Source organism: Legionella sp. (genome assembly GCF_047605385.1).
In the GTDB taxonomy this organism is placed as follows: domain Bacteria; phylum Pseudomonadota; class Gammaproteobacteria; order Legionellales; family Legionellaceae; genus Legionella.
Genome location: NZ_JASGFU010000010.1, coordinates 41,314 through 62,654, shown reverse-complemented (window position 1 = coordinate 62,654; position 21,341 = coordinate 41,314). Strand labels below are relative to the sequence as shown.

The following is a 21,341-nucleotide window of genomic DNA, read 5'->3' as shown; positions in this document are numbered from 1 at the left end:
ACTGCATTTTATGAGTTCATTCATGGGCACAAGTTGGTGGTGGTATTCTACTGAAGTGTAGTTACTGAGGGCAACATTATTTCGGGAACGCAAACGGGCAGGCAAACGTTCACGTGAATGAGCGCTTGCGCGAGCTATTTAATTTTTTAATACCCTTCAAAATTCAGTGCGATTGCCATGTATACGTAGCCATGATTCTAGTTGGTGCTAGGATTATGGTTATAGTGCTAGCGCTGGTGTTTTCGGCACCGGCGCAGCACGCCTTAAGCATTAGTTTAGGATTCTTTCTACTTAAAAGTCAACTAATATCATAAGCCTATTCCCCTTCTCCATACTGCCATTGCTTAACGTAATGGTAATGATCTACGTGGGGACGATAATAAGTTCTCTAGCGCGGCCACTACTTTAGTTATTTAAACAGCAGGTCCATTTGCTGCGGCTGCATCTGGTTCTACTGCAGGTTCTTGTGCTTCAGGCACAACGGTTTTATGTTTACGTAAAGAGGGTTTTTCTGCGATCGGTTTAGAAAACAAACTAAAACGATTTAATACCGGTTCATCCATGGCATTTTTAACGTTATTATAAAGCTGCACTCTTTTAGGAGTATAGAGATGGAGTGCTTCAAGTAAGTCGTATAAACATGCTTTCAAATAATCTAACGTAAATAGAGCAGGGGTTCTATGGGCAAGGATTACCTCCTCAAAACTCTGCTTTGGCTTACTCTCTTGCCCATCCTCATTGATTATGACTTCACTTCGTTTATGGATTTCATTACGAAGTCTTTCTAATCGTTCTTGAATTGATAAATTAGTATTCTGAGCAATTGTTTCTAAATTTAAGACTACTTGGTCTTTGTTTCGTATGGTTTCAGCACTTTCAAACGGTGGGTTTGTCGACTTCGCCTCGGTAATGTATTTTCTGAGTTTATTTAATGCATTTATTACTGAATGCAATTTCTCAAAAGCACTGATATGTTCTCGTAACTGTGCTTTAATGCTTTCAGTGATGTCTTTCTTTTGCGCCTGAGCTTCTTTGGCTCTATTAATGATTAGCTCTTTAGAGTCAAGTAAATAAGTTTTTAAAATGTTAGTATATTCGACTCCAGTATAAAATAAAGCTTCAGGATGATGAGTGCATGCATTGTTGAGCTGCTTTGCAAATACTTCTTGTGCATACTCATCAATAAATATTACTTTTTCTCTCTGTTCGGTTTGTATTAATTGAGTGAGGTAATCTGAGCTCGCAGTTTCGATATTTAATTGCATATGCAACGTAGCTTGTACACCTAGCCCATAATGATGGCTTGCTGTAACTAGAGCTTCAATCTCAGTAAAAAGAGGTTTACGTTCTTTTATTAAGTCTTTATTGCATAGTGCATCAAATAGATGGTCTTTCTCATTGGTACTTGGCGCGATATTTACCTGTTGCGCCTGTATGAGCTTGCATAGCTTGGGAAGAACCGCCTTGTATGTTTGCGTTATATTTTGCTTATACCGTATGCGAGTTTCTAAAGATACTACTTTTTCTGGCACATCATCAAAATGTTTATATCCTTGCATCAAACGTTTATACTCTTGCATTAGTTGGTGCAAGATACTAATCTCTGCAAAATATTGAGTTTCTTCTTCCTGCTGTGCTCTAATTTCGTTAATATTTTGTGTAACGACTGCAATTCTTTGTTCCAATGGCTTACTATCACATACTAAATCGATATGCTTTTGCGAGTCTAATTTTAAAGAATGCAACAAGCCTTTAAAGTACTCATTAGTAATACCTCTTAAGGGTTCCGACAAGCTTCCAGGAACAAGGCCAAGTTCTCTTTCCCATAGATCTGCTTCTTTGAGCATCGGGGTAAATACAGTAGACCGGATCTTATCTAAATTATTAAGTACTGCATCACGCCCAGTGGTAGAAAATTCATTAAGTTTTTGTTTTAATTCCTTATATAAAATCAACATATTCGGTGATTGCAGGAATAATTTGAAGTGTGAATTTGAGTTTCTGATTAATTCTTCAATGATCAAGGTGGCGTTTTTCGCGCGCTGATGTAAATGGTCAAGCTCTTTAGCAGTGAGGTAATTAGTATTGTTTAATGCCCTAATGTGTTTAGGACTGATATAAAAAGCGTTTAGTGTATACCAAATAGAGTTATATTGAACCTTGCCTGGTACATCGATTTGGTCGGAATCAATCTGATATTCTCCAGTTTGCCCTTGGAATGCAGCATAAAGAGCGTGGGCTTTGCGCATGAGCTCTTGGGTAATGAGTCGAGCATGAGGATCATCGACTAAACGTTTGCTGAGTTCTTTGATTTGAATAATATGGTTATACTCTTGGAACAAATAATAAACATAACGCCCCTTTTGGGTTTTAACGGATAATGAATTGCTCGAAGAACTATTAAGATTTTCATCGGGTAATTTTTCAAGCTCAATAGCAATACCTTCTAAATGAAACAATCCATTATAAATGTCTTTGATTGCACGTACTTGTTTACATTGGCTCAGCAGCGTGTTCGGATCTTCCATTTCTGGATAGGGAATACCATCAGCTTGAGGTTTTAACTCTTCTCGCATGGGTTCATTAAAAAGCTGGACCATTTTTCCTAAAGCAGTTCTAAAGTTGTTAACGCTTTTAGAGAGATTGGTGTGTTTAAGGAGATATTGAGCCCTTTCATTATTTATAGATGGGGTTAATTTTGCTTCGTTATTTTCACTGATGAATTTTCTTTCCGTTAAGCTAGAATACTTTTGGAAATTTTTATGTAAGTCTTTTTTGGCTTGGCTAAAAAATTGTTGAAAGAGCCCATCTAAGTTTTGAAATGCAACATAAGTTGGGGCTGTTTGCGGATCTTCTAAGGTTTTATTCGTAAGCAGTGCTACCAGAGATCGATCAAATTCTAGAGCTTGTTGCCTATCTTCTAGTGGTATTACATCGATAAAATAGTTCTGGAGAGTACAGTAAGAGCGACGTAATTTTTCTTTAGTTTCCTCTGTAAGTGAACCAATGAGCAGCAAATTCTCGAGGACATTATTGGTTCTTAATAGCACTTTAAAACCAGCATATTTTTTTTGAATGCCCGCTAGCTTATTGTCTTTATCACGATACCATTCACGTAATTGTAAGGCTTGGTCTGCAGTTAACATTTCTTCAGTATTTTCTGCTAATACAAAGTAGCCATTCTCCTGAATAAATTGCTTCTTTAACTTCTCGATTTGTATGAATGTTTGTGCTTCTTCTGCAGTAAGAAATCTTTTTTTAGTTAAATCATAGTGACTGTTATTATTCCAATGACACTTTATTTCCAACAGATGGTTGTTGCCTTTTTCCATCAGTTCGGTGAATTGCTCATTAGTAAGTTGGTTGCTGGCATCTGTTTCTTTTTGTGCCAAGAGATCAGTAAGATAGTGAGTAAGACGCCGTGCATTCGCTTTTTGATCTATTGGTACTAAGTAGATTAAATAAGGATGCAATGCTTTGAGTTCATTTTTTGCTTGCTCGTTTGGTTGTGTCTTATATTGTGTAATGAGCTGATTTAATTTTGGAAAAGAGTGATGAAGAGCGTCAAACTCATGGTGGTCGAAAGTGAACTTGGTTTCATTGACATCAATATCTAAAGCAAGTGCTTCATCAAGAATATAAACATTGGTTTTATTGCTGTAGGGGCATAAAATTAAATCTGATTCGGTTTGTACAAACCGAATCAGCTCTTTATTCAAACGGATATGGAACAGTTGACTATCTACTTCTTTAGTTAATAAGTTTTCTAATGAGCTTTGTTGCTCTGTAATGACAGTGATATGATCTTCTGATAAAGATCCGGATAGCCAGTCCCTAAAGGAACCTAGCCGGCTTTTGTTACTTTCATTTTCTGACGACAACAAGCTTGAAATGATTATATCACTTAAGTGAGGATTGATACGCTCCATATAAGGTTTAATGATTTTGTAGTGCTGGATAAGTTTTTCCTTGGTTTTCGTAGATAATTGATTAAGACTACTATTCTGGAATTCTTTTTGGCTTAATCGGTTAAAAAATTCTTTTGCTGCGTCTTTGACTTTCTGGTTTTTATAAAGAATTTTATTTGCTTTATCAATGCGCTTATAAGCCAACTCCAACCGTAATTCAATAAACTGCGAATCTTCGATGCTGAGTAACTCTGCTCCTTTAGTTTCAAAATCTATGGCTTTACGAGGAAGAAACAGTACAGCGTCATATAATTCTTTTACCTTCTCCATCAAAGGGGTAGACAATGTTCCGGGTTTGAGCATGGCATTAACTTCGATTTTGTCTACTAAACCAAATAATTGAGGCAATAAGTCATATTTTAATTGAGCTAATTTATCTCGTACTAAATCTTGTGAGGATTCGGTTAAATGTCCCGCTTGAGCAAGGGTATTCTTCGATAAGGTAATGATGTTGTTGATAATGTGGATGTAATTTAACAGTTTTAATGGAACAAACAGATTGTTTCCCTGTAATTGTTGTATGTCATTTAATAAATGCACGGAAATATCACGCAGTTCATCTAATTTTTCTTGGTTTAGTGTAGGTTCATGTTCTTTAATTTGTGATGAATATTCCTTTATGGATTTAGTTAGTTTACTGAGGTAATCGGGTAAACTGGCACCAACGCTTGTGAGTAAGTTATAATCAACATCCTTACCTATCGGACGCATTTGATCCGCAGTAATTCCTGAAATTTCACCAACTTTATAACTTAGTGGATTGATTTTTATTTTTTTAGATTGTTCATGTGAATAATTGTATGCAAATTCTTGTACTTTTGCTAATTGTGGCAAGATAAAATCCAGTTCTGCTCTAAATAAATCGTATAAATCAATATCTAAGTGGGTGGCTAAATAACTGGCCTGATAAGCAGATTCTATAGTGTCTTTATATAATGTATATAAGTCGAAAAGATTGCCTAAATTGCCTTGAAGATCAATCAGCTCCAAGTCCATAAAGGTTTTACGTGCATAATAAAGTGCGTTAATTAGTTTTTTTATTTGTGAAATATTATCAGGTTCGTTATCAAAGTTAGAAAAAGGGATTTCTTTTTGTAGGAATGCTTGTGTTTCTTCTGCCGTGAGAAATCTTCTTTTAGTTAAATCATAGTGATAGCCATTCCAATAATGTTGTATTTCCAACAGATTGTTGTTGCCCTCTTCCATCAGCTCAGTGAATTGTTTATCAGTAAGCTGGTCGTCAGCATTTGCTTCTTTTAATTCCAGGAAGTCTGTAAGATAGTGATCCAGACGTTGTACATTAACCCTTTGATCTATTGGAACCAAGTAGATCAGGTAAGGATGTAATTCTTCATGCAGGGTTTTGAGCTCATTTTTTGTTTGTTCATTCAATTCGTTAAGTGTCAGTCGGTCACTTGATTGTTGCCTATATTGTGTAATAAGCTGATTTAATTTTAGAAAAGAGCGATGAAGAGTTTGAAATTCATACTTGCATAAGATAAGTTTAGTTTCATTATTATTGATATTTTGAAAATAGGGGGCAATTTGCGGACTTGCATGCTCACTTTTGATCATCGCATATGCTTTGTCGCTCATAATTTTTAAGAATTCAGCTATTGCGTTTTTCTTACATGCCTCTAATACAGCTTTATATTTTTCAAGATCAAGATAATCAAGATATTGGTTAATCATAAGATAATCCAAATTATTAACGCGCTGTCATTGTAAGTGATAATACTTAAGTTAACCTTAAGAAGACAGTTTTTGATCAACTATTTTGATAGAAAGCTCAAGGATAAACTCTGCTACCTTATTGGTTTGCCCTGGATAATCGGTATAGGCATCGATACGAATAGGGTTATTTACACGCATCTTGGTCTTTTGGGTTTCTTGAATCATTGCTTTAACTACATCGCCCTCAGAGCAAACAAAATATACATCTGATTCTGGACGGCGTAAAAATTGGGCTTGGAAGGATTTAAATACCAGGGAAATCTTGCACTTTGCTAAATCTGCATGATAAAAGCCATGTAACCCAGCGGCTAAATCGGCGCCAACTGATAAAGCACCAAAATACATAGAGTTTAAATGATTCCGGCTACGTCTTTTTAAAGGTAGACGAACGACAAAGCGTTGTTCAGATAATTCAATTAATTGTGGTTTTAAATAGCCGATCATCACTACCTTAAAATGGCAGAAGTACCAGAAAAACAGTTTAAAGCGAAACATTGAACTCATGGATTCACCTGTGGATTTAGGGTTATGCTATGAACGAGATAAGGATCTTTAGGGGATGATTTAGTGGCGAGAACAATAAGAGAAAAAAACACTTTTTTGTTAATTTCAGGGAGTATGATTTCTGCATTAATACGCCAAAAAGGGATATTGGCGGCTGTTCCTGAGTCCACTATTTTAGGCCCAATAAGAAAAGCAGGGTGAAGTGTTAATTGTTTGTCGCGCATTTGGGGCAAATAGTTTTCTATAAAAGCAGCGACACTACTCCAAGCAGCGGGGGTTAGACCAATGCTATGTTGCTCATTATCCGTACTGGTATCGTTATAACGGATGGCTAAAGTGTTTAACAAGGTTTTTTTGGTCCAGTGCGTGACTTTAGTTGTATCGTCAGCATGGGTTACAGTAGAAAAAATTAAGAAGAGTCCCAAAAGAAAAGCGCTCATTATTAAAATCCTTTTTAATTAATAGGTTATCTTTATTATTGTAACAGAGTCTATTGAGGTTCTCTAATTCGGAGAAAAAAATGTCTATACGACCTGCTCTTTTAAGTTCATAATTCGCCTATAATTAAAAATTTACTGCCCTATTTTGTGCGCAGTGTAAGCTAGTTATCGAGTTTTATGCATACTATTAGTATTCGTGGAGCCAGAACCCACAATTTAAAAAATCTTGATTTGGATTTACCTCGGGAACAACTCATTGTGATCACCGGTTTGTCTGGGTCTGGGAAGTCTTCGTTAGCTTTTGATACCTTATATGCTGAGGGCCAACGACGCTATGTTGAATCTTTGTCTGCTTATGCCCGTCAGTTCTTATCAATGATGGAGAAGCCCGATGTGGATTCTATTGAAGGTTTATCACCAGCAATTTCAATTGAACAAAAAGCGACTTCTCACAACCCGCGCTCAACAGTGGGAACTATTACCGAAATTTATGACTATTTACGATTGCTTTATGCACGCGTGGGGGAGCCTCGTTGTCCAACACACCATATCAGTTTGCATGCACAAACAGTCAGCCAGATGGTGGATCAAGTTTTAGCGTTACCTGCGGATGCGAAGGTTATGATTCTAGCCCCTGTGGTGCGTGAGCGTAAAGGCGAACAAGTGCACTTGTTGCAGCAATTGCAGGCTAAAGGATATGTGCGCGCACGTATTGATGGTGCACTTTATGAATTAGATTCGCCTCCTAAATTAGGGTTACGTACCAAGCATACCATTGAAGTAGTCGTCGATCGCTTTAAAGTACGGCCTGATATTGCCCAACGCTTAAGTGAGTCATTTGAAAATGCTCTAAATCTTGCAGAGGGGCTGGCGGTAGTTGCTTCAATGGATGGAAACTTTGCTGATTTGATTTTTTCTTCAAAATTTGCTTGTCCTGAATGTGGCTATAGTTTAAGTGAATTAGAGCCTCGACTCTTCTCTTTTAATAATCCAGTAGGTGCTTGTCCTGGATGTGATGGTTTGGGCGTGGATCAGTTTTTTGACCCTGAACGGGTAGTTCATGATGCTACTGCAAGTCTTGCCGAAGGGGCAATTCGCGGTTGGGATCGTAAAACCAATTATTATTTTTCGATGCTGGAATCCTTGGCAAAGCATTACGGTTTTGACGTCGATACGCCATTTTGCGATTTACCTAAGGACATGCAAAAAGTTATTTTATACGGAAGTGGGCGCGAATCAATAGAATTTCACTACCATCGTCCAAGCGGTGGATATATGGTAAAGCAGCATGCATTTGAAGGAGTGATTCCTAATATGCAACGCCGTTATCGCGAATCAGAGTCAGGCATGATGCGCGAAGAGTTAGCTAAATATTTATCTTCACGTCCCTGTGAGGCCTGCCAAGGTGCACGTTTGCGCGAAGAAGCACGCCATGTTTTTGTTGATGATAAAAATTTACCTGAGATTACCGCGTATTCAATTGAAAAAGCTTATGAATTTTTTAGAAATTTACGCTTGACAGGCTATCGTGGAGAAATTGCGGCTAAGATTAACAAAGAAATTGTCGAGCGCCTTGGTTTTCTAGTCAATGTAGGTTTAGATTATCTTTCTTTAGCACGTAGCGCAGAAACTTTATCAGGTGGAGAAGCACAAAGAATTCGTTTGGCAAGCCAAATTGGTTCAGGACTCGTTGGCGTCATGTATATTTTGGATGAACCTTCTATTGGATTGCACCAACGCGATAATGATCGTTTATTGAAGACGTTGATGCACTTACGAAATCTTGGAAATACTGTGATTGTGGTTGAGCATGATGAAGATGCGATTCGTAGTGCTGATTTTGTGCTGGATATTGGCCCTGGTGCGGGAGTTCATGGTGGTAAAGTGGTTGCTTATGGTACGCCTGAAGAAATCATGAATAATTCTGCTTCGCTTACAGGGCAATATCTATCTGGAAAGCAAGCAATTCAGGTTCCTAAAGAGCGTTTGCCCATTAATCAAGAACGCATGATTCATTTAAAAGGAGTAACTTGTAATAATTTAAACCAAGTGGATGTCAGTATTCCTTTAGGTGTTATGACGTGTGTTACTGGTGTTTCTGGTTCTGGAAAATCCAGTTTAATCAATGACACTCTGTTTCCTATTGCCGCCAATATGCTCAATAGAGCAAGCTTATTTACCGCGGGTCAAGTAAAAGAGATTCAAGGCTTAAACTGGTGTGATAAGGTGATTGATATAGATCAAAGCCCGATTGGGCGTACGCCACGCTCAAATCCTGCAACCTATACTGGTTTATTTACGCATATCCGCGAGTTATTCTCCAGTACTCCCGAAGCGCGTGCCCGTGGTTATCTGCCTGGGCGTTTTAGTTTTAATGTTCGCGGGGGGCGCTGCGAAGCATGCCAAGGCGATGGCATGATTAAAGTGGAAATGCATTTCTTGCCGGATATCTATGTTGCTTGCGATGTGTGTCACGGCAAACGTTATAATCGAGAAACTTTAGACATTCAATATAAGGGCAAAAATATTCATGAAGTTTTAGACATGACAGTTGAAGAGGCATGTAATTTTTTTGCGGCAATTCCTGTTTTGGCGAGGAAATGTCAAACCCTCATGGATGTAGGTTTGGCTTATATTAAGCTTGGGCAAAGCGCGACCACCTTATCAGGAGGAGAGGCACAACGAATTAAATTAGCCCGTGAGTTATCAAAGCGTGGTACAGGTTGCACCTTATATATTCTCGATGAGCCGACAACAGGGTTGCATTTTCATGATACGCGCCAATTATTGTCAGTCTTATATCGCTTACGGGAACAAGGAAATACCATTGTCATCATTGAGCATAATTTAGATGTCATTAAGACCGCTGATTGGATTATTGACCTAGGCCCTGAGGGTGGAAGTAAAGGTGGACAAATTATTGCTGTGGGTACTCCAGAGCAAGTTGCACAAAACAAACATTCTTACACTGGACAATTTTTACGTCCCATGCTCAAGCCCCACCGGCCATAAGCAGGAAGCAATCCTGGTTTAGGATTATTTTTTGTCATCAGCGGCTTTGTTTACCTGTTTTTTTTATCATTTTCAGCTATAACTAATGTTAAGGCATCTTTCAGAGGACGAAAAAACATGGGTAAATTCTTGTTAGTGCTTTTAATTATTGTGGTGGTCTTAGGATTATGGGCTGTTGGAGTCTACAACCAGCTCATTCAATTGATTGAGACGATTAATAACGATAAAAAACAAATCGATATTCAATTGGACCGGCGTTTTAAAGTATTTGAATCCTTGATTGACACAGTCAAAAAATACATGGACTACGAACAAACTACATTAAAAGATGTAGTTGCTTTACGTAATCAAGCTCAAGCTGCTAAAGCTTCAGGTGATGAACAAACCCGCATGGCAGCGGAAAATGGTATTTCTAAAATTGCTTCAAATCTTAATGTAGTGTTTGAAAACTATCCTGATTTAAAAGCAAACCAAAACGTCCTGCAATTGCAGGAAGAAATTGTGAATACGGAAAATAAGTTAGCATACGCCAAGCAAGCTTATAATGATGCTATAGAGCGTTATAATGCAACGAAGAAATCGTTTTTTCAATCCATGATTGTGAAGTACTTCTCTGCTGCATTAGATAAAGAGTTTGTGTATTGGGGGCTACCTGAAGAGCAAATTCAGGCTAAAGAAGACTATACTGTAAAACTTTGAGATAAATTATGAGTCTTGCAGACTATCATGGCAGTGCGGGTGACTGGCGTGAGCAAATAAAGAAAAATCAACGCAAGACCCGTATGGTAATTGCGTTCTTTATCGGCGTTTATTTTGTTGTGGGTTTTATTGCGGATGTGGTGGTGTTGCAAGCACGATATCCGCATATTACCATAGAACAAAGTGTCTACGCACTTACTCACTTATTAGTTACTCCGTATGCCACCTTAATCATGGTAAGCATTGCTGCTTTGTCTTTATTCATTACTTATGCGATGTATGACCGCATTATGTTGTTAGGGACGGAGTATCATGAAATTACTCCGCAAACCGCACAAAACGTGCAAGAGCAGCAATTGTATAATGTAGTTGAAGAAATGACCGTTGCTGCTGGCCTGCAGTATGTGCCTAGGGTATTTATTATCGAAGCAGATTATATGAATGCTTTTGCCAGTGGTTACAGCGAAAAATCGGCGATGGTAGCAATTACTCGTGGTTTAATTGATAAATTGGACCGTGCTGAGCTGCAGGCGGTTATGGCTCATGAATTAAGCCATATTCGTCATTATGATATTAAATTAACGCTTACCGTTGCGGTTTTAAGTAATATTTTATTAATCGTAGTGGATATGCTCTTTTACACCATGCTCTTTCGTCGTAATGACGACCGTCGGGATGATAATCGTTTAGCGATGGTGATCATGATTTTACGTTATGTTTTGCCCTTATTAACCGTTTTATTAACATTGTTTTTGAGTCGGACACGTGAACTTATGGCGGATGCTGGTTGCGTTGAATTAATGCGTGATAATGAACCTTTAGCACGTGCGCTGTTAAAAATTAATTCAGATCATGAGCAAAATGCAACTTATTATGCAGCAGAGTATGGTAATACGCCGCATGAGCAAGTACGACAAGCTTCCTATCTTTTTGACCCTTCAGATATAGACCCTGTTAAATCATTAAGTAGTGCCTTTGATACCCATCCATCAATTGAGCAACGCTTAAAAGCGTTAGGGTTTATCCATAAATAATAAGCATTCTTTTCTTGTTTAAATCCCTGTTTTTTGTTTATGATAATGAATAATTTTAATACCGTTGATTTATACAACAGGGAATTTAGGTGCAATGAAAATTAAATGGATTTTTTTATCAATTGCTCTTCTATACAACGGACAAATAGCATGTGCTGATGCATTTTCTCGAATCAGAAATGAAAATGTACGCGCAGTCAACGGACATTTTGGCTTTTTCCATAAAATAACGCCGGAAATGATGTATGGTTATACGGATTTCGATTTTAACTCAGTACAAACAGAGAATTTTAACCGTTTTAAAGGTCATTCAAATCTTTATTCTGCAGGCGCCGATCACCTTTCTTTAGGGGCAAATATGATGGTTGGTGTTTATTACTTTAGAATAGATACCGCTTTAGCTTCACAATTTTCTTTTTTACCATCGCCGATTATCACTTCTGGGCAAACGATTAAAAACAATACGATCTTCACTCATTTGTTAAAGATTTTTACTCCACAACTATATGTAGATGTTGCGGGTGGTTATGGCTACAACCAATTTGATACTTATACAAAACTTATGATCGAACCCGATGCGTTGTTTGCACATGCACGTAACAACAATGATAACTGGTTTGTGAGCGTGAATGGAATTTATAGAAAAAACTGGCAAAAATTTTTATTGCGTATGAATTTGGGTGTTTTATACAGCCAAATTGATACGCCACGTTATAATTATCTATTTCCAGCATCCAATATATTCCTGGTTGTTGAACCATTAACCAACAAAGCAACGTTATTATTAGAAAATGCTGAATTTGGTTATTTTATTAATCCCAAACTCATGGCATTTATCAATGGTGGTTTAATCCAAGTCGCTCAATTTACCAATAGCCGCCCACTTCTTAATCAAGCAATTGTGATTAATGGCTCCTTACCGCAATTGAATATGAATAAGGATGGTTTTCGTTTAGGTGCTGGTGTGACTTATTCTTATAAAAATGTCACCGTGAGGGTTGAAGAGAAATATTATAACGCCAGTTCTACGTTCCACAGTTATCAAACACTTGCGGCATTAGAATATCAGTTTACTTAAATTAAGAATTAATCACTCGGATGAAGCTTGTTTTCATCCAATATGATCGCTATTTTACTGAGTGTGCAGGGACTATATGAAAACAATAATTTGGATAGGATTTTTACTTGCAACGAATCAAGTGTTTGCTGAAGCAGCAAAAGTGTTATACACCCAAAATAAGGTTACGCTCATTCATAATGACAGTGTGAGAATACTAAGTCGTGGTGCTACTGTTGATGCGGGTGATCAAATCCATACAGGAGATGGTGGTGTAGCTCATATCCAATATACTAATGGGACATTAGTGAACATAGGGTCTAATTCATCATATAAAATTTTGACCTACTCTCCTAAATCTGACATCCAAATTAATGCAGAAGTACATCACGGAAAGGTTGAGATTGAGAACCTTGGTAAAATCAAAGAAACGTTAAAAACTCCCATCGTTTCTTTAGCTATTTTAGGTACTCACATCAATGTGTATGTCCCTTCAGCCAAAATGACCTATATTCGAGTCATTAAAGGTTTGGTTTTAGTACGTAATGAGTATTTGCGTCCTGGAGATAGTGTCCGTGTTACTGCAGATAGTATTAAGAATGCTCCATTCCCGAAAGATGGTCTTGTGATTTCTCCTGTGAACGCTCCTGGCAAAATTGAGGATATAACAGCAGGAGTTACTCTTGATTTAGGAGCTGGTGGTCTCATCGGAGCGCAAATTGTGACTTATGTTTCGACAAATCAAAATATTGGTATGGGAACAACGGTCAGCATGGAAGCACTTACTAGCGCTACTGCTACAGCTGAGATCAGTTTAATTTGTGATGGCACATTTTAAAAGAATATGCGCGAAATTTTATTCGCGCAAGCCTACGCCTTTCTTTAATAAAATCATATTAGTTATCGTTAATAAAACTAACATGATGCTAATAATACTCATGGTCAGACCTAAACTTACTTCACTTTGACCAATCATTGCCTGCCTTAAGGCATTCACCATATATAAGATGGGGTTTAACCAGGATATTTTTTGCCAGAAGTTTGGTAACATGCTGGTACTGTAAAAGACACCACCTAAATAGGTTAAAGGAGTGAGTACAAAGGTTGGAACAATCATAATGTCATCAAAATTGCGTGCGACCATTGCATTGGTAAAGCCAGCTAATGAGAAGATGGCAGCAACCAGCAATACGACGAGTAAGGTCATTGGTAAATGATGCAAATCAATAGATAAGAAAAGGCTGGCAATGATAAATACTAAAATGGCAACAATAAATCCACGCAAGACTCCGCCAAGTACATAACCCAAAAGCAGCACACCATCACGCATGGGACTAATCAGCATTTCTTCAATACTTTTTTGAAAGCGGACACTAAATAATGAGGTGGATACATTACCATAAGAGTTCACAATAACAGACATCATAATCAAACCAGGAGCAATAAACGTTGGGTAATCTACCCCATCAATTTGGCCAATACGTGGTCCAATCAAGCTACCAAAAATTAAAAAATATAATGTAGTAGTGATGACTGGGGGTAAAAAAACTTGGCTTGCAATGCGAAACATACGTACCATTTCGCGACGTACTAAAGTATAAAGTGCTACAGTTTGTTGTTTAATTGCCATTTTTTATTAGATCCAAAAAGAGTTCTTCTAAACGATTAGTTTTGTTACGTAAGCTATGAATATTAATGCCATATTTAGATAAAGCTGCAAAAAAATCATTTAAGCTTAAATTATTGTCGATGCGAACTTCGATGGTGTTGCAATCGATTAAAGTGGGTGCAAAGGGGCTGAGATCAGGTAAGCGCTCCATTGCTTTTTCCGTATTAAAAACAAAAGTTTGATGGCGTAAGGTGTGCAACAAAGCCTTCATGGATGAATTTTTAATTATTTGTCCTTTATCAATAATGGCAATGTTTTTACAAAGTTGTTCTGCTTCTTCTAAATAATGCGTTGTCAGGATAATCGTAGTACCTTCCATATTGGCACGTGTTAAGAATTCCCACATACTATGGCGAATTTCAATATCTACTCCTGCAGTTGGCTCATCAAGAATTAATACTCGAGGCTGATGTACTAAGGCACGTGCAATCATTAAGCGGCGCTTCATCCCGCCTGATAGATGGCGGACAATAGAATGGCGCTTGTCCCATAAACCTAGCTGTTTTAAAAGCTCATTGGCTTGGAGCAATGCTTTTTTTCGTGGGATACCATAATAGCCTGCTTGACTGAGTAAGATTTGTTCACATGTTTCAAAAATATTCAAGTTGATTTCTTGAGGCACTAAACCAAGGCTAGACTTAGCTTGTTCTGTTTCATGGTCTAAGTCATAACCACAAATTTTAATACTTCCGGAGGTTTTATTAAGTAAGGTGGTAATTAAACCAATAGTCGTTGATTTTCCTGCACCGTTGGCTCCTAGTAAGGCAAAAAAATCACCTGTTTTGATGGTTAAATCAATGTCTTTTAGTGCATGTACTCCATTCGCATAGGTTTTCGATAATTGTTTTATTTCTAAGGCATTCATAGAAGATTTAAGAAGATTAAAAGCTTATTATACACAAAACTATTGCGGTTTCGATAAGGGTTTGTTTTTAACGCCTTTGCCATGGCATCAATTATTTTGATAAGCTTAGCTTCTCATAAAAGAGAAGCTAAACCTTCATTAAAACACAGGAGTGATAAATTATGGTTTGAAATGATTGACTGCTTGGTTATAAAGCTCTGTGCCCTTCACCATCAAGCCAGCAGCCACGGTGGTTGTTACTGCACGTGGAAAACATGCTTTAAAGAAAAATCCTACTCGTGCAGTTTTGGTAGCTTTAGGCTCTTGATTAAAGATATCTTTGGCGTGTTCTAGATAACTTTTGTTTCTGGTCTGTTCCGTTAATCCCTGTTGCTTTTTGAAGCGTAGTTGATTTAATGGTGAGCTAAACAAACCATAAACACCTGCTACCGTCAGCACTGCAAGAAGCTCTGCTTGTTGTTTTTTAACCCCTTGCTTTTGTAACGATGCGGACATCATAGGGATGGCGCTCATATAAACAGTTGACCAAAGTCCTTCGCGCATCATGACCATTGCTCCTCCTTGAAAGAAGGCTTTGTATCCATGAGATACACGCATTTTTTGCGCCGTGTCTTTATACGATGAATTGTTGGTCAATTGTTTATTTTGAGCCAAAGCTTCAAACGGTGTACCTACTAACCCAGAAAAGCTTCCTGCTGCAAATGACGTGAATAATTCATGCCATTGAGAGGTTTTATCTGATTGTTTGTTCAGTAAGGCTTTAAAAGCAAATGTTGCTGCATATCCAGGAACTGCTGATGCAGCATATGATCTTGCACCTGACATGGGGTTGCGAAATGACATTTTCTCGCCATTTAGGCTATGATTCGTCCATTTTATTAAAGGGGTAAGTGATGCCATGAGCCCCGCACCAAGAACAGGACCTTGTACCCAAGGAGTTTCGGCCACTTTAGCCAAAAATGGTGTTGTTTGCTCTGCTTTATTGTTCATGAGTGTATCCTCCAATATGTAATTGAATTAAGTGAGTTCATCTGACAGATGATCAACGCCTGGGAAGGCGCAGATGTAATTCCTACCAGGCGAAATACTCGTAGAGGATAATCACAAGAAGAATAGATAATAGAAGACCAATTACCTGGGAAGGCAAGACAGCGATGTCTTGGTAAAAGGTTGAATTGATCATTTAATATCTTTAATGTTTTTATATAGAGCTTACAGTGTACCATTAGTAGTTTTTTTTGCAATATCACTTAGAATAAGGATAAGGTGCGCGTTTTCATCCAACCGGTAATACTGTATCGAGGATGGTGGGTAATTAATACCTCATGCGGTAAATCACTATTAAAACAAATAAAGCGGTTTTCTTGAGGGAGTACTTGCTGAATTAATTGATCCTCGCTGTTATAGAGGTTTAGCATGCCGCCATATTGTGGTTGCCAATTTTTATTTAAATAATAAACAAAAGAAATACGTCTGGTTTTTTGTGCAGTAAATTGGTCAATATGTTTTTTATAAAAAGTACCCGGTTGGTAATTAGCAAAATGAGTTTCAAATTCATTTAAACCAAGAAAGAGTGTTTGATTTAATGCATGTGCCAATTTTTGAATAGCTGCTAAAAATAATTGAATTGCAAGGTGGTGTTCATTGCCTTCAATCCATAAGATTTTATCTGTACGAATCGTTTTATTTTGATGAGAATCTACCTTAAGTCCAATTTTTGCGCTACGAAATAAATCTTGCTCATAGAGTTCCTGGGCAAGTATTTGTAAGGCTTGGCATGATTCAAGTGCCAACCAGTTATCAATAATATGAAAACCTTGGTGGCAGATGTTTTGAATAAGTAATTCGAAATTCATCGTAGTTTTCGTCCTTCAAGAAGATATTCATATTCGCGCCATTGCGGCATAAAGGTAGTCATTAGCTGATAAAATCGTTGATTATGGCTGGCCTCTAAAAGATGTACTAACTCATGAACGAGTACGTATTCCAGGCAAATCGCGGGTTTTTTCATGAGGTTTAAATTAAGCCAGATGCGTGCTGCCTTGGTATTGCAAGAACCCCAGCGTGTTTTCATTTTTTTTATGCCCCATTCTTTAACCCGCACACCAATAATAGCTTCCCAATGTGTAATTAATTCGGGTAATAAAGAGGTCATTTGTTGTTTATACCAATTATCAATCATTGCTTGTCTTTGTGATTGCGAGCTATTGGGTTTGGTATAACAAAAGAGCATTCCACCTCGTAGTTGTACCTGAGATGGGCCATTATGCTCTTCAATGATTAATAAATAATTTTGTCCTTGAACGGGGATAGCTACTCCTGTGGTGAGGCATGATTCCTGTGGGACACTACGGCGAATTCGTTCTCGTTGTTCATGAATCCATGTTTTCTTTTGTTCTAAAATGTGCCATATGAGCTGTTCGCTGTATTTGAGTGGCACACTTACCTTGACAAGACCATCGGGTGGGTAAATACGTAAGTTCATATTTTTAATCGGCTTTCTTGATAATTTGATGGGAATGCCGTCAAGCTCAATAATCATACAAAAAGATATAAAAAGTAGTTGTTGTTATTCTACTACCTTTCTGCACCGATACAAGGACTGTCTATGTATTCACCATTAATATCCAAAACCATATTTACATTAGCTCGTTGATAGCGCATAAGAATGTCATACTGCTCTTTAGTAATATAGCCATAAGAGTGGTTGCAATAAACCAGAGAATGGGCGGCGGCACTTGGGCTTACTTGTAGAGGCAAATCGCATTCCCAACGAAATTGGGTGAGATCACAGTTCGCCAAAGCACTGTTGAATGGGAGGGATGCATATATAAGAATGAGATATATTCTCTTTTTTATCGTCATGGCTGCCTGCAGTTTATTTTTTCTAAGTATAGGATAATATCCCTAAAAATACAGACACTTCAATGAGGATTTTTATGCGCTCATCGAGTTTTGATTATCTGATGGCTTTACGTGCAGGAGATTATCTTCACAAAAAATTATCCCACTTACTTTTGCGGAAACAACGCTTGGTTTGGAATACTATAAGCCGAGGTTTACATTGACGATTCATTTTTTAATCACATTCATTGAATCATTGTCTTGTTTCGAGGTTTTCTGCTGTTTTTGAGATTTTTGGGATGGAAAAAAATCACAACGATCCATACTTTTTCTTTTGGCGTGAATCGGTATTTCGTTTGATTTTGAGAGATTATCTGACAACTCTATTAGAGAATTTTGTGCATCAGCAAGTTTTTTTTCTAACGTAGCAATTTGTTGTAGCTGGCCAGCCATTAATTGTAAAACGAGCGGTTTATCTCCTGCCTGCAATGCTGCTTCTGTATATAAAAACTTTAATTGCTTTAGTTCTCCTCCAATTGAAGAAAAGCTATGTGGCAAAGAAAATACTTGTAGTGCTTTTCGTAAAAAGATGCCAGGACAATGGGGGGGAATAAATTGTAATAGCAGATGAGCTTTAGATAGCTGAGCATTTTGATAATAGAGGCTATCATTGGGTATTTGTTCAAGCAATATATTATAATGTTGAAGAGCCGACTCTAATAAAGGAAGTACTTTGTTAATGTATATAGTATTCGTGATTAAACTATTTATTGCTATTTCTTCTTTTCTAATTTTTATCCAAGTAATCAACTGCTTAAATCGTAAGTTATGGATATCTTGGTTTTCTAAATTGAGTAAATAGATGTTTGCATCATTTACGTTCATTGACTCCAAATTCTTTTCAACAAATTTTTCAATCAGCTCCCACTGGCCAGAGCATATTAGTAGATTAAGTAGAGTCTGTGACTTATTTGTTTTCTTGAATGCTGCGTTTAAATCAATCGCAGGACTTTTGTCTGCTAATTCATTGAGTAAATCCCATTGGCCATAAACTCCTAGATAGTAGGCAGCTGTGCAGCCATAGTCAGCATATTGTTCTTTGCGTGCCCCTGCGTTTAAATTAATCTTTAAATTTGGGGTCGCTAATTTGCGGATTAAATCCACTTGGTTATTAGCTGCTAGCCAATAAATAATGGTAGTCCCGTAGTCGGAATGCTCTTCATTTTGTGGTCCTGCATTTAAATCAATCTCAATCTTGGGGTGTGAAGTTGCTAATTCATTGAGTAAATCCCATTGCCCATGAGTTACTAACCGATAGGCAACAGTGTTGTCGAAATCAGGATGTTCTTCGTTTTCTGATGTTGATTCAAGAGGGTTCATCATTTTTAAGCAAAATTAATATTGACTAAATTGAATTATTTTGAATCAATTTGTTTAAAAATTCAAGATTACCGCTTATTATTTTAGAGTGGGCAGATTTTCTGTGGCTCATTTCACCTACTTAAAGTTTGCGTTTTAGCACTCGAAAATCTGCTTGTTGAGGTTCGGACTAGCGAAAAGAAAACAGTATCTATCTAATTAATCTGCTTTTTTAGTAGTTAATTTTTCTTTGATGCGTGCAGCACGACCTGCTAAATTACGTAAGTAATACAGTTTGGCGCGACGAACATCACCACGTCTTTTTACAGTAATGCTTTCAACAATCGGACTGTAAGTTTGGAATACACGTTCAACACCCACGTTGTGAGAAATTTTACGGACAGTAAAAGCAGAGTTTAAACCACGATTACGTTTTGCGATTACAATACCTTCAAAAGCCTGTAAGCGCTCACGGTTTCCTTCAATTACTTTTACTTGAACCAGAACAGTATCACCTGGACTGAACTCAGGGATTTCTTTACCTTGCATTTGCTCAGCGTTTAGTTGGTCAATAATATTAGTCATGGACTACTCCTCAAATTGGCTTTTCCTTGTTTAGGAAAGACCGTGTTCATACTTAAATTCAGCAAGTAGTTGCTGGTCTATTTCATTTAATTCTATTTTTGCTAGCAAATCTGGACGCTTAAGCCAGGTTTTACCCAGTGATTGCTTTTTACGCCAACGCTCTATGCTCTTATGGTTACCTCCCAGTAAAACCGGGGGAACATCCAAACCGTTTATAGATGCTGGCCGAGTATAATGCGGGCAATCGAGTAATCCATTCATGAATGAATCTTGCTCCGCAGAACCAAGATGCCCTAAACTGCCGGGTATCAAGCGAATAATCGCATCAATGAACACCGTAGCAGCCAACTCACCACCACTTAAAACAAAATCACCAAGAGACCATTCCTCATCGACATAATGTTGAAGAATGCGTTCATCAATTCCTTCATAACGCCCTGCGATAAACAGCAAAGGTTGCATATCATTTGCCACTTGATTTAAGTCGTGCTGGCGAATTACTTTGCCCTGAGGACTAAGATAAATCGTTTTGCAGTGACTTGGCATCTGACTGCGGGCGTGCATGATTGCACCTTGCAATGGTTCATACATCATCACCATGCCTGGCCCACCACCATAGGGTTTATCATCAACTTGCCTATAAGGTCTTGATGCCCAATCACGTGGGTTCCAGTGGTCAATTCTAGCTAAGCCTTGCTCTAAGGCTCTACCCGTAATGCCGTAATTTAGAGCATTTAATATTTCGGGTATTAATGTGATTACTCCAATATGAAGTGTCACTTAAAAATCCATATCCCAGTCAACTGTAATCAGCTGCTGAGCATTGCTTATATCTAATATAAATTGGCCTGGCAAATAAGGAATTAAATGTCTTTTTTCGCCTTGGACCACCAGCACGTCGTTAGAACCTGTAGGAATGATCTCGGTAACTTTACCAAATGGTTTACCTTGGGTATTTACGACATTCATTCCTATAAGTTGATGCCAGTAATATTCGCCAGGTTTCAGTTCATCAAGCTGTTCTTGAGGAACTGAAATTTCTAAATTAGTAAGACGGGCCGCCGTTTCGCGCTCAGGATAACCTTCAATTTGGGCGATTATCGATTTGTTTTGTACTTCTGCACACAACAGTTTGATAGGCTGCCATTGATTGTTGATTGGAACATGCCAATTTGTATACCGCAAAATGTTATCACGTGGCTCTGTAAAGGAATGAACTGTAACAGAACCTTTAACACCATGAGGTCGACCAAAACGACCAACAACAATCCAGTTATCTTGATTACTCACGTTATTAAGCCGCTGTGTTTTCCTTATTATATTCTTTTACAAGAGCGCTCACACGATCAGATAACTGAGCCCCAATTTTTTGCCATTGACTTAATTTTTCTATATCGATATGTAAACGAATTTCTTCTCCACGTGCAATTGGATTGAAGTAACCAATGCGCTCAATATAATTACCATCACGTCGTTTACGGCTGTCGGTAACTACCATGTGATAAAAAGGACGCTTTTTAGCGCCACCTCGTGATAAACGAATAACGACCATTATGTTCCTCTGCTTTAAA

At 37.8% G+C, this 21,341-nt stretch carries 19 protein-coding genes; 5 read left to right on the top strand and 14 right to left on the bottom strand.

Annotated features, from left to right (window positions below; all coding sequences use genetic code 11):
• Window positions 1-413: 413 nt before the first annotated feature.
• From QM652_RS04075 to QM652_RS04065, 3 genes are read right to left on the bottom strand one after another with little or no spacing between them, the layout of a single operon-like run.
• Window positions 414-5,660 carry a hypothetical protein gene (locus QM652_RS04075; RefSeq protein ID WP_415073117.1) on the bottom strand — a complete coding sequence of 1,749 codons (5,247 nt, stop codon included), beginning with the start codon at window positions 5,658-5,660 and terminating at the stop codon, window positions 414-416.
• A gap of 57 nt (window positions 5,661-5,717) precedes the next feature.
• Window positions 5,718-6,206 (bottom strand): PaaI family thioesterase, encoded by a 489-nt coding sequence (locus QM652_RS04070; RefSeq protein ID WP_415073116.1) that lies wholly within the window; start codon window positions 6,204-6,206, stop codon window positions 5,718-5,720.
• Window positions 6,203-6,646, bottom strand: a complete 444-nt coding sequence (locus tag QM652_RS04065; RefSeq protein ID WP_415073115.1) for a hypothetical protein — start codon at window positions 6,644-6,646, stop codon at window positions 6,203-6,205. The genes QM652_RS04070 and QM652_RS04065 overlap by 4 nt, the downstream gene beginning before the upstream one ends.
• Before the next feature lie 177 nt (window positions 6,647-6,823).
• Here QM652_RS04065 and uvrA point away from each other — a divergent pair, with 177 nt between their 5' ends.
• The 5 genes from uvrA (at window position 6,824) to QM652_RS04040 (ending at window position 13,286) form a co-directional block, all read left to right on the top strand.
• Window positions 6,824-9,658 carry an excinuclease ABC subunit UvrA gene (gene uvrA / locus QM652_RS04060; RefSeq protein WP_415073114.1) on the top strand — a complete coding sequence of 945 codons (2,835 nt, stop codon included), beginning with the start codon at window positions 6,824-6,826 and terminating at the stop codon, window positions 9,656-9,658.
• Between the two features lie 117 nt (window positions 9,659-9,775).
• A complete protein-coding gene (locus QM652_RS04055) occupies window positions 9,776-10,357 on the top strand; it encodes a LemA family protein (protein WP_415073113.1) in 582 nt (193 codons plus the stop codon).
• A gap of 8 nt (window positions 10,358-10,365) precedes the next feature.
• Complete coding sequence (gene htpX / locus QM652_RS04050) at window positions 10,366-11,391, top strand: zinc metalloprotease HtpX (protein WP_415073112.1); 1,026 nt, start codon at window positions 10,366-10,368, stop codon at window positions 11,389-11,391.
• Between the two features lie 94 nt (window positions 11,392-11,485).
• Complete coding sequence (locus tag QM652_RS04045) at window positions 11,486-12,469, top strand: autotransporter outer membrane beta-barrel domain-containing protein (RefSeq protein ID WP_415073111.1); 984 nt, start codon at window positions 11,486-11,488, stop codon at window positions 12,467-12,469.
• A 76-nt stretch (window positions 12,470-12,545) separates the two neighbouring features.
• The gene (locus QM652_RS04040) at window positions 12,546-13,286 is read left to right on the top strand and encodes a FecR domain-containing protein (protein WP_415073110.1); all 741 of its coding nucleotides are present in this window, start codon (window positions 12,546-12,548) and stop codon (window positions 13,284-13,286) included.
• Window positions 13,287-13,304: 18 nt separating this feature from the next.
• On the opposite strand, the gene QM652_RS04035 is transcribed toward QM652_RS04040, so the two are convergent.
• From QM652_RS04035 to rpsP, 11 genes are all read right to left on the bottom strand, one after another.
• Complete coding sequence (locus tag QM652_RS04035; RefSeq protein ID WP_415073109.1) at window positions 13,305-14,078, bottom strand: ABC transporter permease; 774 nt, start codon at window positions 14,076-14,078, stop codon at window positions 13,305-13,307.
• Complete coding sequence (locus QM652_RS04030) at window positions 14,068-14,982, bottom strand: ABC transporter ATP-binding protein (protein WP_415073108.1); 915 nt, start codon at window positions 14,980-14,982, stop codon at window positions 14,068-14,070. Before QM652_RS04030 ends, QM652_RS04035 begins: the two co-directional genes overlap by 11 nt.
• 159 nt (window positions 14,983-15,141) lie before the next feature.
• Entirely contained in the window at window positions 15,142-15,972 is an 831-nt protein-coding gene (locus tag QM652_RS04025) for an MC/SLC25 family protein (protein WP_415073107.1), read from the bottom strand.
• 260 nt (window positions 15,973-16,232) lie between these two features.
• A complete protein-coding gene (locus QM652_RS04020; RefSeq protein WP_415073106.1) occupies window positions 16,233-16,838 on the bottom strand; it encodes a 2OG-Fe(II) oxygenase in 606 nt (201 codons plus the stop codon).
• The gene (locus QM652_RS04015) at window positions 16,835-17,524 is read right to left on the bottom strand and encodes a M48 family metallopeptidase (RefSeq protein ID WP_415073105.1); all 690 of its coding nucleotides are present in this window, start codon (window positions 17,522-17,524) and stop codon (window positions 16,835-16,837) included. Before QM652_RS04015 ends, QM652_RS04020 begins: the two co-directional genes overlap by 4 nt.
• A gap of 35 nt (window positions 17,525-17,559) precedes the next feature.
• Window positions 17,560-17,847, bottom strand: a complete 288-nt coding sequence (locus QM652_RS04010; RefSeq protein ID WP_415073104.1) for a hypothetical protein — start codon at window positions 17,845-17,847, stop codon at window positions 17,560-17,562.
• Window positions 17,848-18,054: 207 nt separating this feature from the next.
• Window positions 18,055-19,209, bottom strand: a complete 1,155-nt coding sequence (locus QM652_RS04005) for a hypothetical protein (RefSeq protein ID WP_415073103.1) — start codon at window positions 19,207-19,209, stop codon at window positions 18,055-18,057.
• A 195-nt stretch (window positions 19,210-19,404) separates the two neighbouring features.
• Window positions 19,405-19,770: a 50S ribosomal protein L19 gene (gene rplS, locus QM652_RS04000; RefSeq protein WP_415073102.1), complete on the bottom strand. Its 366-nt coding sequence runs from the start codon at window positions 19,768-19,770 to the stop codon at window positions 19,405-19,407.
• Window positions 19,771-19,800: 30 nt separating this feature from the next.
• On the bottom strand, window positions 19,801-20,550 hold the full coding sequence (trmD, locus tag QM652_RS03995; protein ID WP_415073101.1) for a tRNA (guanosine(37)-N1)-methyltransferase TrmD: 750 nt from the start codon (window positions 20,548-20,550) through the stop codon (window positions 19,801-19,803).
• Window positions 20,551-21,060: a ribosome maturation factor RimM gene (gene rimM / locus QM652_RS03990; protein WP_415073100.1), complete on the bottom strand. Its 510-nt coding sequence runs from the start codon at window positions 21,058-21,060 to the stop codon at window positions 20,551-20,553. It abuts the gene before it with no gap.
• A gap of 4 nt (window positions 21,061-21,064) precedes the next feature.
• Window positions 21,065-21,322 (bottom strand): 30S ribosomal protein S16, encoded by a 258-nt coding sequence (gene rpsP / locus QM652_RS03985; protein ID WP_415073099.1) that lies wholly within the window; start codon window positions 21,320-21,322, stop codon window positions 21,065-21,067.
• Window positions 21,323-21,341 lie beyond the last annotated feature (19 nt).